At 32.7% G+C, this 13,135-nt stretch carries 13 protein-coding genes; all 13 read right to left on the reverse strand.

Annotated features, from left to right (window positions below; all coding sequences use genetic code 11):
- Positions 1–10: 10 nt before the first annotated feature.
- On the reverse strand, positions 11–676 hold the full coding sequence (locus BWGOE10_RS33545; protein WP_236735993.1) for a hypothetical protein: 666 nt from the start codon (positions 674–676) through the stop codon (positions 11–13).
- A gap of 39 nt (positions 677–715) precedes the next feature.
- Positions 716–1,042, reverse strand: coding sequence for a glycosyltransferase (locus BWGOE10_RS33550; RefSeq protein ID WP_236735994.1), 327 nt, complete (start codon positions 1,040–1,042; stop codon positions 716–718).
- Positions 1,043–1,098: 56 nt separating this feature from the next.
- Positions 1,099–2,268, reverse strand: a complete 1,170-nt coding sequence (locus tag BWGOE10_RS18520; RefSeq protein WP_070144450.1) for a glycosyltransferase — start codon at positions 2,266–2,268, stop codon at positions 1,099–1,101.
- Positions 2,269–2,311: 43 nt separating this feature from the next.
- A complete protein-coding gene (locus BWGOE10_RS33555; protein ID WP_236736040.1) occupies positions 2,312–2,701 on the reverse strand; it encodes an acyltransferase in 390 nt (129 codons plus the stop codon).
- Positions 2,702–2,920: 219 nt separating this feature from the next.
- Complete coding sequence (locus BWGOE10_RS18530; RefSeq protein WP_070144451.1) at positions 2,921–3,688, reverse strand: glycosyltransferase family 32 protein; 768 nt, start codon at positions 3,686–3,688, stop codon at positions 2,921–2,923.
- A gap of 42 nt (positions 3,689–3,730) precedes the next feature.
- Positions 3,731–4,792 carry an EpsG family protein gene (locus BWGOE10_RS18535; RefSeq protein ID WP_070144452.1) on the reverse strand — a complete coding sequence of 354 codons (1,062 nt, stop codon included), beginning with the start codon at positions 4,790–4,792 and terminating at the stop codon, positions 3,731–3,733.
- A 35-nt stretch (positions 4,793–4,827) separates the two neighbouring features.
- Entirely contained in the window at positions 4,828–5,721 is an 894-nt protein-coding gene (locus BWGOE10_RS18540) for a glycosyltransferase family 2 protein (protein ID WP_070144453.1), read from the reverse strand.
- 5 nt (positions 5,722–5,726) lie between these two features.
- Positions 5,727–6,836, reverse strand: coding sequence for a glycosyltransferase family 1 protein (locus BWGOE10_RS18545; protein ID WP_070144454.1), 1,110 nt, complete (start codon positions 6,834–6,836; stop codon positions 5,727–5,729).
- Entirely contained in the window at positions 6,821–7,978 is a 1,158-nt protein-coding gene (locus BWGOE10_RS18550) for a glycosyltransferase family 4 protein (RefSeq protein ID WP_070144455.1), read from the reverse strand. The genes BWGOE10_RS18545 and BWGOE10_RS18550 overlap by 16 nt, the downstream gene beginning before the upstream one ends.
- 33 nt (positions 7,979–8,011) lie before the next feature.
- On the reverse strand, positions 8,012–9,838 hold the full coding sequence (locus tag BWGOE10_RS18555) for a polysaccharide biosynthesis protein (RefSeq protein WP_070144456.1): 1,827 nt from the start codon (positions 9,836–9,838) through the stop codon (positions 8,012–8,014).
- Positions 9,839–10,141: 303 nt separating this feature from the next.
- Positions 10,142–10,804 (reverse strand): CpsD/CapB family tyrosine-protein kinase, encoded by a 663-nt coding sequence (locus BWGOE10_RS18560; protein ID WP_070144457.1) that lies wholly within the window; start codon positions 10,802–10,804, stop codon positions 10,142–10,144.
- A complete protein-coding gene (locus BWGOE10_RS18565) occupies positions 10,753–11,493 on the reverse strand; it encodes a YveK family protein (RefSeq protein ID WP_070144458.1) in 741 nt (246 codons plus the stop codon). The genes BWGOE10_RS18560 and BWGOE10_RS18565 overlap by 52 nt, the downstream gene beginning before the upstream one ends.
- Before the next feature lie 268 nt (positions 11,494–11,761).
- Positions 11,762–13,096, reverse strand: a complete 1,335-nt coding sequence (gene glnA, locus BWGOE10_RS18570) for a type I glutamate--ammonia ligase (protein ID WP_070144459.1) — start codon at positions 13,094–13,096, stop codon at positions 11,762–11,764.
- Positions 13,097–13,135 lie beyond the last annotated feature (39 nt).

The raw sequence follows: 13,135 nt of genomic DNA on the forward strand, positions 1-13,135 counted from the left end.
ACCCTCCAATTTATCTATTTTTTAATCTACTATACGAGGTTGCCAAGTATAATCCTATAACAGACTTTCGTTTAATCATGTCTATTAAAAACTTTTCATATCTTCCATGGGTGCTATAAATATCTTTATAACATAGCGATAATGCCTCTGTAACATATTTATTACGTATCATTTTTTTTACATATATATACCTTTTACTAAAGCTCACATCTTTAGATGGTGTAAAATAGATATGGATGTAAGACATTACACTGCTTATAAATTTTATCGCCTTCAATTGATTCATTTTTGCTCTGCTATTCGTATCAGTATAAATGTTTGGTAATTCCATAGTATACACTTCTAAAGATCTCCTAAAATAATCCTTTTTCACTATGTTTCTTGTCGCACTTCCAACTACCTCTCTATAATGATAACCTATATAGTCTATATACTTCATATTGATTGCATTACTAAAAAATTTAATATTAAATATCCCATCTTCCCCCAATTCAACTTTCTCCGGAAACTTCACGTTATTTCCCTTTATTACCTTATTTCTATAAATTTTATTCACAGTAGTATTTAAATTATCTGTTCTTAAGAAATACGGCAATAGTTCTTGCTCTATATAACTTTTTTTTAGAACAGTATCTACAATAAATGGATATTTTGTAATTATCCCATGTCCTTGCATCTCGCTCTTAAAATTCGATATAACTACATCACACTTACCTCATTTTGCTGCATTGTATAGCATTTCATACATATCTTTTTCTATATAATCATCAGCATCAACAAATCCCACATATTCTCCAGTAGAAACATCTAACCCCCTATTCCTCGCAATACTTACCCCCTGATTTTCTTGATTTATAAGAGTGATCCTATCATTAATTTTTTTATAATCCTCAATAATTTTTTCGCTGTTGTCCGTTGAACCATCATTAATAAAAATAAACTCACACTCTCTGAGTGTCTGATTCAAAAGTGATTCAATACACTGAGTAATATATTTCTCTGCATTATAAACTGGTATAATTACACTCACTTTTTTTTCCACTCCAAAATCACTCCGTTATCAGAAATTGTTTATCCTATTCTTAATAACCCTATCATTTATGTATCTATAAGCTTATACAATTTATTCAACTCATAATCATTACTATACTCCCTATTTCGCAAATAGTTGATTAAAGTTCTCCTTAACTCACTATCCCTATATAAAGTTCCGATACCTTCAACTACTCCCCCTACACTTGAATCACATATAATCCCTTCAAACCCATCGTCTATTTGACTACTAGCAGTGGGGTAACTAGTAATCAATATAGGTTTTCCAAGTATTTTAGCCTCCGTAACCGTAACAGCCTTTCCTTCATACCTAGATGGCTGCACATATAAATCACACGCTTTCATATACGGATATGGATTCGTTTTCTTACCTAATAATACAAAACTATTTTCTAATTTGAGCTCCTCTATTAATTTTCTTAGAATCGCTTCATCCGAACCATAACCTACAACATACCATTTTATATTATTAAACCCTCTATCATGTAATACTCTAAGCGCTTTTATAGCAATATCAAAACCTTTAGCATATGACAGTCTCCCAACAGATACAATATTGAAAGAACGGTCCGTTTCTCTATCAAAAACAAAGGTCTCATCGGCCATCTGCTGTATAAATTTTGGTGATGTAATATTTTCTATCATTATAATTTTTCTCTTCAATAATGGATATTTCATTAAGAATGCATTTGTACATTCATCAGATATAGATACAATGTAATCGAACTTGCTCCACATATTAAAATCAATTTTATTATCGATTTCTAATGTACTGTAATCCGTATGAATCCAAGCTATTTTTTTATTTGCATCGACCCTGCTAGCTACAATATTATGTGGCCATGCATAACTAATTGCAACATCATACTTTTTTGTATATTTAGGTAAAAAACAGGATACATACTTTGAAACAAGTTGCATCTGAATATACCCTGAACCTTCTATAAAATGCCTACGTTTTGCTTTATTACGCGCTATAAATTTACTCAATATTCTAATTATTGAAGTTCGTATATTCCCTTCTCGTATACATTGTATAATCGATTTTCTAAATACAGTATATTCATCAACTTCCGGTAATATATTCACTGTCATAGGTATTAAATTCATAAAATCCCCTGCATGATTACATATTAATAAATCCACATCATACTTGTTAAAATCAAAACTTTCTAGCATGTTAATCAAACTTCTTTCAACCCCACCTATTTCCATATCATAAATAGAGATTAATATTTTTTTTCACTGTAACCCCTCACTAACTACTTTTACTAGTGTAGTCAATAGCAATATTCTCTCTTTTATTAACAAAAAGCGTATTTGAAGGAACATTTCCTTTCACAACACTTCCGGCAGCTACTACAACATTGTCCCCTATTACTGTATCTCTTAAAATTACAACATTCGAACCAATCCAAACGTTCTTACCAATTATGACTTCACCCACTACTAAGTGATACTCCTCAGGATTTTTATAATTATGATCATGATCATTAATACATACATTAGGGGCAATCTTTGTATTTTTTCCAATCGATACCTTATTTACACAATTAATATTACAATTATCATTAATAAAGACTTTTTCTTCTATATTCAATACCCCATTAAAATCAATCCTAAAACTAGCATTTTTTCTAATAAACACAAATTTACCTATGTTAACTTTTGCCTTCTTATTAAAGATTTCTATCCTACTGTTCGCTTGAAGTGAAAAGATAGAACTATTTATATTTCGGAAATAAATAATTTTATAAAAAAACCTCTTAAAATACCTATCAAATGTGAAATATTCATCAATATAGTAAAATATATCCCTCTATTACGCCCCTCTGTAACTAGCATTTGAAATATTTTTTTCGATAAACTAATCATAATATTTCTCCTTTGTTACGCCTTTTCTCTTTCCATATCCTCTTATTTTTGCGATATTGTCACCACCTATAATTTTTGATAAAGCTAATTTCACTTTGCTTTTAATCCGCATTTCGGGTGATAACCAACTCTTATAAAAATGATGCATAGCATATGTGTTTTCAGTTATAAAATTTCTACAATTAATATAATCATATGGAGAAAAATATGTTTGTGGATAAAAAACACCTATATCCTCTATTTCTTGATACTCTCCATTTGGATTTAAGCCTAAATTCTGTAGAATCTTTGTTACAATAGCAACATTGGTCAAATCATCATAAGTTCCATTGTTTTTTATAAATTTTCTCTCTTTATAAGAATCCAAAAACACTTTAATAAGTGGATTCCCTTTCCTTGCACCTATTGTACTTGTAGCTATATAATCTTCCTGTTCAAACCCCCAAAAAGAATGGTGATGCAATAAATCATCAAAGGATTTAAATACCTCGACATCAGTATCTAAATAAATCCCACCAAAATCATATAAAACATGAACTCTCGCATAATCACTTACAAATGCATACTTCTCCTTTTCATACGCTTCTTTTGCATATAAATTACAATTTATATCAAAATTTTTTTCATTCCATTCTATTATTTCATATCCGGGTAAATTTTCCTTCCAACTCGCAATGCACTTTTTAACTATACTAGGCTTCTCTTTCCCACCAAACCAACAATAATGTATTTTGCGCGGGATTTCCTCGGCATTTCCCACCTTAATTCCTCCACTCACTTTTTATTTTTTCCTATCATCCACTCATAAATAACTACTTCTATAAACAATCCCTAAAGTAATGATGTGTTCATAAATAAAATAAATAAAATAGAATACTAGGATGCTATAATAAATAAATTTTTGATCCTTCCTTGTAAATAACTTTACAACCCAAGAAATTAATATTAATTGATATAATCCAAAATAAATTGAAAACCTTGCAAAAATCCAATTTTGAGTTGAAATAATCATAAAAACTAGACCTAATAATGCCATGTTTACGATATAATCACTTTGTGGAAAAAGTTCTCTCAGTTTATGCCTCCCAATAAAAGCAAGGATGAGCGGCGTTGCTTCCACAGCAACCCGGAGAATATTAGCTCCACCTTCTTGAAAATCCTTATAGTGACCATACTGCGAATCCCCTATAGTTGCAAAGAGCACTTCTGCAAATTGATTAAATCCTATTACAATAAGCACTGCAAAAAAGAGAAGTATAAATGTTATGGTCGACCAAGCTTTTCTTCGAATTACAAAAAAAATTGGAATCAATACAAGAGCGCTTTGATGAAAAGTAGATGCAAACAAAACTATTAAAAAATATTTTTTCCAATTCCCATCTAAAATATATTTTGTGGCGGCAAAAATAATAGCTGCCGTTAAATACTGTCTCACTCCATTCATTGAGACTAAGTACATACCGGATGCTATATATACATATAAACTTAACTCAATCATTTGTGAGTATTTATATAGAACTGCTACTATTAATATATTTGTTATTAGAGCTGTTATAAAAATTAGAACTTGAGGATCATTCGTATACATTTTTAAAATCATTTGCAAAATACTAAACCCAATATTCTTGCTATCCTGAACATTCTCCCAGTTAAAATCAGTAACTTTAAAAGCATGCATATAAAAATACGTATCACCAATATTATTTCTAAAACCAGATACTAATACAAGAGAGGTAGTCCCCATTAAAATCAATAATCGATTTGGCTTTAACATCACAATTCCTGTAGTTACCGGCATAGCAAAATATCTTGCAAAAAATGCGAGTATAAATACTATAAAAAGATTCATCCAAAGTATAGTCATTATTATTCCCTCTCATTTAACTACCAAATAGATTTCTATATATTTGCTTTCATTCTTGTTTTTACTGTTATATAACTATAAAGGATAACTCCAAATGGCAGTGCGCAAAGTGTAAGCACTTTGCATGGTGACTCTTTTATAAATCTTATATTTCTTGCCATAAAGCTACTTGATACATAATGTACAGCTTGCCTATATTTAAATAACCTATTTGCAAATGGTAGCTTCATCAGTTCCTTACGATAAAAAGCAAAACCTTTTGGATTCTTACTATATTGATTTAGCATATTCATCGAAGAACCGTCAGGCATATATTCAACATAGCAAAGAGCTTCGTTCATGAGTAACATCTCATATTTCTGATCCAACATATAATATTTATATGCCAAGCCTACATACTTTTCATTTTTAAAAACCGGATAGGGATACCTCTTTGTTAGTTCTGTGCGATATACTAATTTCTTATCTCCAGTTACACCGTGTTTATTGTAGAGATTAAAAAGTGTAGAACATCTAAGATTTAATGGTAACTTTGAACCAATTACTTTCCCATCCTTATATAAATCAAGAGCAATTATCCCACTTACTTGATCATTTCCATTTTCATTCCAAAAATTAATAATTTTCTCTACGGCATCACTCGGCATTGAATCATCTGAATCAATACATACATTGAGTTCTGTATCAATCATTTCATAAGCTGTATTATGAGCACCATGCATCCCTTGATTTGGTTGCCAATAATATCGTATGTCTATGCAATCTTCAGAAATCCAAGAATGCACTAGCTCCTTTGTATAATCATCAGATCCATCATCTATAATAAGCCATATAAAATCTTTACATGTTTGCTGCTTCAAACTTTCATAACACCCCTGAAGACAGTACGCTCTATTATATGTAGGGGTAAAAACCGTTAGCTTTTCCAATTTTCTCACCTCGATACTGCTACATAGAATTTTTGAGTGAACCCCGTAATATTTTTTATATCGTATCCTTTTTCAGCTAATGCATATTGTTCAATACTCCGCGATACCTTCCTATCTGCTATACTTTGTAATTTCCCTACCCACTCTCTTACGTCTAACAAAGAGCACTGATCAACTAAATTCAACCCCAAATCTACTTCTTGCGTAATATTGTCCGATATAACACATGGTAAACCTGCTCCCTGTGCTTCAATAAGGGTAACTGGTAAGCCTTCATAAATAGATGGAAATATAAACATATCAAATGCCTGCAACAAGCGATTGATATCATCACGTATCCCCAAGAATTTGACTCGACCTTTTATATTCAGTTTTTCTACTTTCTTCTCAATCTCTGATCGAAGGGGACCATCTCCCACTAACAAAAGAATAGATTTTGGTCGAGATTCTATTAATCGAACAAAAATATCTATTAGGAAAGTATGATTTTTAGGATATGCAAGCCTTCCGACATGTCCAATTACAAAAGCATCCTCATGAAGTTTCAGTTCTTTTCTTACTTGTTCTCTAATTTCTGAAGAAAATGCAAACTTATCACATTCAATTCCATTTTTTAAAATTTCAGTTGTACTTACCCTATCAGCAAACAACCATTTTGCCGCTGTAAGTGAACATGCTAAAAAATGTGTTGCACATGGCACAATAAATGCTCCTGCATACCATTTATATATCTTCGCTATCGTTCCACCTTCACTACTTGTACTATGGCTATGTGAAATCCTAACCGGTATTCCCGCCTTCTTAGCAGAACGAAGTACAAATCCGCTCATTTTATCCATGTGTGAATGTACAATTCTATATTCTTGATGTGAGGTAAAGAAAGCATCCAGTTCCTTTATATATCCTCTATGTCCAATGTTTGTGATATATGGAATTCTATGAATTTCCCCACCTAACTTTACTATTTCTTCATCAAATACACCTTCTTTACAAGTTAAAAAATCAAATTGTACTTTTGAGCGGTCTATATTACGATACAAATTCATAATTAAAGTTTCGGCTCCGCCTCTATTCATATTTACGACTACATGTAATACTCTCAATGGAGTGCCCAATTTAAATCCTCCATTTCATCCATATATGTTGTATAAATTTCTTGTTTCTCTTTCAATACTTCGTTAACTGAATATTCACTTGTAATAATAGTACGTCCACACTGTCCAAACTGAGCTTGTAATTTAGTATTTTTAGAAATGGAATTTATTCTTTCAGACATCGTCTTTATGTCATCACGATCTATAATCCAACCATTTTTATTACTAATAATTAGCTCCCTATGGCCCCGGTTATCAGTAGCGATAACCGGAATTCCACAAGCCATAGCTTCCATAATATTAACCGGCAAGCCTTCCCGATAACTGGATGCAACTGCAATGTCACACATTTGTAGTAAAGAAGCAATATCACTTCTATAACCTAGAAAATGAACCATATTACTCACGCCTAGTTGAGCCGCTAATTTTTTGCACTCTTCCATTAACGGTCCTTCGCCAGCAAGTAAAAGCTTCGCATGTGGCATTTCATTTTTCAATTGTGCTAATACATGGATTAAAAAGCTTTGATTTTTATTCTTATTAAATTCAGCAGCATAAAACATTAAAAAATCTTGTGGATTATAGCCAAATTGTAGCTTTAATTCTCGTTTCTCAGTTTCAGTTACAGGAGCAAATCGTTTTATATCTACCCCTACACCATGAACGAGTTTAATATCTTTGGCTTGAAAACGATGTTTAACTGCTAAATTGTAATCTTCTTGGTTAATTGTTATAAGACAATCCGTATTAATTGCTAAACTTCTTTCAATTGGATAATATAGAAGCCAATTTATGAATGGTGATCCTTTACAAAAATGAAATCCATGTGCTGTATATACGACTTTCGTTCCTTGCCGCCTTGCTTTTCGAGCAGCTAAACGAGTAATTACTCCTCCCATAGGCGTATGGCAATGAATGATGTGATATTTATTTTGATGAATAATTGATTTTAGTTTTTTATATGCATGAAGGTTTTGTATGCTGAGAGGTGATCTTTGGATAGGAATATTATATTTTCGAGTTACGTACGGAAGATGTATATTCCCATTCGCTGCAACATGTACTTCCCATCCTTGTTCTGAAAACCATTGCAAATACGGTAAATGAAAAGCCTTAAAATGATAATCCACAGTTGCACAAAACAGAACTTTTTTAGACACCATTCCACGCACCCGTCTTTTATTAAATTTTTTCTATTAACCTGATACCGGTATTAATAGTTTTAAAGTTTTACGCTTATTCACTAAGTTTAACAATCGCTTTCTTAATTCTACTTCGTTTAAATCTGTATAATTTGAAATAAACTCTTCTATTTCTTCTATTCGAACATTCATTTCTTGTCCTACATAAATTCTTGGGTGAACTTGCTTCTCATTCATTTCATCTTCTTTTAGTAATTCTTCAAAAAGTTTTTCTCCTGGGCGTATACCAGTAAATTCTATTCCTATTTCATCCACTGAATTTCCTGATAATCGAATAAGATTTTTAGCGAGATCGACTATTTTTACTGGTTCTCCCATGTCCAGCACAAAAATCTCTCCACCTTCAGCTAACGCACCAGCTTGCACTACAAGTCTAGATGCCTCTGGAATTGTCATAAAATACCTAATCATATCTGGATGAGTAACTGTAACTGGTCCACCGTTTTGAATTTGCTTCTTAAATAAAGGAATAACACTGCCCCTACTTCCTAAGACATTCCCAAATCGTACAGTAACAAACTTTGTATGACTTAATTTATCTTTGTGCTGAATAACCATCTCAGCCAATTTTTTCGTTGCTCCCATAACACTCGTTGGATTCACTGCTTTATCTGAGGAAATCATGACAAATGTTCCCACTCCATGTGCTCTCGCTGCCTCTGCTATATTCATAGTCCCAATCAAATTATTTTTAACAGCCTCTTCAGGATTATTCTCCATTAGAGGTACATGTTTATGTGCAGCTGCATGATATACGACATTTGGAAGATGTTTATTCATAATTAAATTCATCTTTTTTTCATCTTGTATATCTGCGATTTCAGGAATAAACGTGCCTTTCATATCTCCATATTTTTCGTTTAATTCCATTTCTATAGAATATATACTGTTTTCCCCATGCCCTAGTAAAATCAACTTTTTCGGCCTAAATTTTGCAACCTGTCTACAAATTTCCGAACCAATTGAGCCACCTGCACCAGTAACTAAAATAACTTTATCCGTTATATAATCTGAAATAATATCCACATCAAGCTCAACAGGATCCCGCCCTAATAAATCTTCTACTTGAACATCCCTGAATTCATTCACCGAAACTTTACCTGTTACTAAATCTTCTAACATCGGAAGAATTTGAGTTTTCACTTGCGTTTTTAAACATTCTTTTAAAATAGCATTTCTATCACTTTTGTTTAGCGAAGGAATTGCCAAAATAATATTTTCAATATTCAGTATTTTGGTTACATACTCAATTTGATTACTACCACCCATTACTGAAATTCCTAAAATATCAAGATTATGTTTTTTTACATTATCATCAATGAATGCGACTGGCATTAATTCGGCAGCACTATTCTTTAACAACTGTCTTGCAACCATTGTCCCGGCTGAGCCAGCACCAACAATTAAAGTTCGTTTTTTATCACCCTTTTTTACATAATAAGTATCTCTATACATTCTCCATATAAAACGCGAACCACCAATTAATAAAATATGGATCATCCAAGTTACAACTAACAATCGAAAATACATTTTTTGCATTATAATTTGTTGCATAACCGCTGTAGTGATAATAGAAAATGTAACAACTTTGCATATAATGAGTAATTCACCTATACTTGCATATTCCCAAGCTTTTTTGTATAAATTATAAACAAAAGCAAACAAATGATGACTGATTAATAAAGTGATAGAGCTAATAATTGATGATAAAGTGATAACACTGAAGCTAGCATTTACAAAGAAATAACTAAAAAAAATAGCACTTAATACAATCAGTGAATCCATTAAAAGCAATAACGATATCCTCCGTCGATACGTCATATAACTTCCTCCTTTAATCAATTCGATACATAACTCTTTCAAATTTAAAGTTTCTAATTATATTCTCTTTATTAAAAGTATATAATTAGAAACTTTAATAAAGCATGGGCATCTAACCCTCCCTCACATTACACTCTTGATGACTCACATCTAAGGTTGTTTTCGCAACCCACAGCATAATCGAGTGCCTCCATTGATAATGGTCAGGAGACATCACCACATCACAGTTCTATTAAATTTTCTTTATAACGAACGTTTTTATATACAAAGCTTACATTAAATATTCTAAATTATATTTACACTTCATACTTTCCCATTCAAAATTGCACCCAATATTCTACTTTTCGTAAAACTTAACGCTCTTTTCGTTTCAAGCGCATCTTCGTTCACAGTACGATTATAACGAATCACCAATAATACTCCTTCACACTTATCAGCTAATACACTCGTATCTGTTACTTCTAATACAGGAGAAGAATCAAATAATATGATGTCGTACCATCCCATCGCCTTTTGAATTAACATATCCATTACATCTGAACTAAGTACTTCAGATGGATTGAATGGTATCGGTCCGCTAGTTAATACATCCAGACTTTCCATCTCTGTTTTTTTCACAGCGCCCTCTAAAGTTGTTTTTCCGTTCAATATATCAGTTAATCCAATTGTATTTTCTACTCCAAACATTTCATGAATCGTTGGTGTTCTTAAATTTGCATCTATTACCAATACTTTTTCACCTTTTTGTGCTATTGAGACTGCTAAATTAACTGTAATCGTTGATTTTCCTTCACCATACCTCGGGGAAGTAATAACTATAGTTCTGCTTTTATGAATAGATGAAGATAATTGAAGGTTTGTTCGAAGCGAACGATACTGCTCCGAAATTTTCGATCTTGGAGCGGTATGTACAATTATACTTTCTCCTTTAACTTTATTTGTTTTTCGTCTATTTTTGTAAGCCACTCCGTTCCCTCTCCCAATAATACCGTATTTTTTTTACTGAATTTGTCTTTCGCATTTTTTCTATTCATTTTAGATATTCCGCCCAAAACAGGAACATCTAACAATTGTTCAATTCGCCGTTCCGATTGGATTCTCTCATCAAGTGAATCCAATAAAAAAATGAATCCAATACTGAGCATCATACCTATAGAGAATGCAATTAGTATCGTCTTAAAGTGATTTACATTTATAGGAATAGATTTTTTTTGAACTGGGTCTTCGGGTAATATACTCACATTATTAAAATTTAGTATATTTGCTACTTCTTTCTTATATACAGCGGCTGTAGTATTTGCAATTTTATGAGCAAGCACAGGATCTATATCCACTACATTTATTCTCATAATCTGGGACCCTTGTACACTTTCTGTACTTATTTGTCCACTTAATGCACCTGCAGATCTGTTAATATTCAATTCAGCAGCCACTTTTTCTAATATTACAGGCTCATTTACCATCGCTTTCAATGTATTCATCATTTCAGCATTAGCTTGAACAATAACTCTTGCTGAAGAGGCATACAATGGTGTTTTTACATATATACTATACATCGCTCCTGCTACTGTTGTGAGAGTTGTAAATAATAGAATGATCCAAATTCTTTTCCGTATAATAGTAAATAGATTTTTCAAATTTATTTCCTTATCCATAACTTCCCTCCTCATTTAAAACCAATGAGCTTCAACTTAAAATTGACATCAAAACATCAAGAAAAAACAATATTTTTATTATTTTAAATATACAAACATTTCTAGTTAATGCCATTTTAGTTCTTTATACAGAACGAGTCAACACAAATTATTTTCACTAAATTACTTCCTGATGACACTAAAAAAAACGCGACAATATTCGTGTTTTTTCACTGTAGATAAATGACGAAAAAGCCCTAATACCGTAGTATTAGGGCTTTTTTCTCTCTTAATATAGAGACATATATTGATCGCGTTCCCATTGGTGAACTTGCGTGCGGAAAATATCCCACTCAATTTCTTTTGCTTCAATGAAGTGCTCAAGTAAATGATTACCTAATGCGCCACATACGATTTCATTAGATTGTAAAGTAACTAACGCTTGCGCTAATGTTGCTGGTAAGTCAACAATACCTGCTTCTTCGCGCTCTTCTTTTGTCATTACATAGATGTTACGATCTACTGCAGCTGGCGGAGTTAATTTGTTTTTAATTCCGTCAAGACCTGCTGCTAATAATGTAGCCATTACTAAATACGGGTTTGCAGCTGGGTCAACACTACGTACTTCTACGCGTGTACTAATACCACGAGATGCAGGGATACGTACTAATGGGCTACGGTTTTGCGCAGACCATGCTACGTAACAAGGAGCTTCATATCCAGGTACTAAACGCTTGTAAGAGTTTACAGTTGGGTTTGCTACCGCTGTAAATGCTGGTGCATGTTTTAAAATACCTGCGATGAAGTGACGAGCATCATCACTTAATTGTAAATCACCGTTTTGATCGAAGAATACGTTCTCACCATTTTTAAATAATGATAAGTTACAGTGCATACCTGAACCGTTCACACCGTATAATGGTTTCGGCATAAATGTTGCGTGTAAACCATGTTTACGAGCAATCGTTCTTACAACAAGCTTGAATGTTTGAATGTCATCACATGAGCGAATTGCATTTGCATATTTAAAGTCAATTTCATGTTGACCTGGCGCAACCTCATGGTGAGATGCTTCAATTTCAAAGCCCATTTCTTCAAGTTCAAGAACGATATCACGACGACAGTTTTCCCCTAGATCCATCGGCGCAAGGTCGAAGTATCCACCGTTATCGTTTAATTCTAGTGTTGGATTTCCTTTTTCATCAACTTTAAATAGGAAGAATTCTGGCTCTGGTCCAAGATTGAAATCTGAGAATCCTAATGCTTCCATTTCTTTTAACACACGCTTTAAGTTGTTACGTGGGTCGCCATCAAATGGAGTACCATCAGCATTGTAAATATCACAGATTAAACGAGCTACTTTACCTTTTTCAGCTGTCCAAGGGAAAATTACCCAAGTATCTAAATCCGGATATAAATACATATCAGATTCTTCAATACGTACGAAACCTTCAATAGAAGATCCATCAAACATCATTTTGTTATCAAGAGCTTTTGTTAATTGGCTCACTGGAATTTCTACGTTTTTAATTACCCCTAAAAGGTCTGTGAATTGTAAGCGGATATACTTTACATTCTCTTCTTTCGCCAAACGGAAAATATCTTCTTTTGTGTACCTAGCCATTATAAATTCCTCCTTAGTCCCTCTAAACACCTTCAGAAT

It is taken from the genome of Bacillus mycoides, assembly GCF_001757995.1.
GTDB classification, from domain to species: Bacteria; Bacillota; Bacilli; order Bacillales; family Bacillaceae_G; genus Bacillus_A; species Bacillus_A mycoides_B.

What these genes read in the sequence shown, in the direction of transcription:
- BWGOE10_RS18555 (WP_070144456.1), bottom strand. Translation starts at nt 9,838, where the DNA reads ATGACGTATCGACGGAGGATATCGTTATTGCTTTTAATGGATTCACTG.
- glnA (WP_070144459.1), bottom strand. Translation starts at nt 13,096, where the DNA reads ATGGCTAGGTACACAAAAGAAGATATTTTCCGTTTGGCGAAAGAAGAG.
- BWGOE10_RS18520 (WP_070144450.1), bottom strand. Translation starts at nt 2,268, where the DNA reads ATGGAAATAGGTGGGGTTGAAAGAAGTTTGATTAACATGCTAGAAAGT.
- BWGOE10_RS18550 (WP_070144455.1), bottom strand. Translation starts at nt 7,978, where the DNA reads ATGGTGTCTAAAAAAGTTCTGTTTTGTGCAACTGTGGATTATCATTTT.
- BWGOE10_RS33545 (WP_236735993.1), bottom strand. Translation starts at nt 676, where the DNA reads ATGCAAGGACATGGGATAATTACAAAATATCCATTTATTGTAGATACT.
- BWGOE10_RS18535 (WP_070144452.1), bottom strand. Translation starts at nt 4,792, where the DNA reads ATGACTATACTTTGGATGAATCTTTTTATAGTATTTATACTCGCATTT.
- BWGOE10_RS18565 (WP_070144458.1), bottom strand. Translation starts at nt 11,493, where the DNA reads ATGGATAAGGAAATAAATTTGAAAAATCTATTTACTATTATACGGAAA.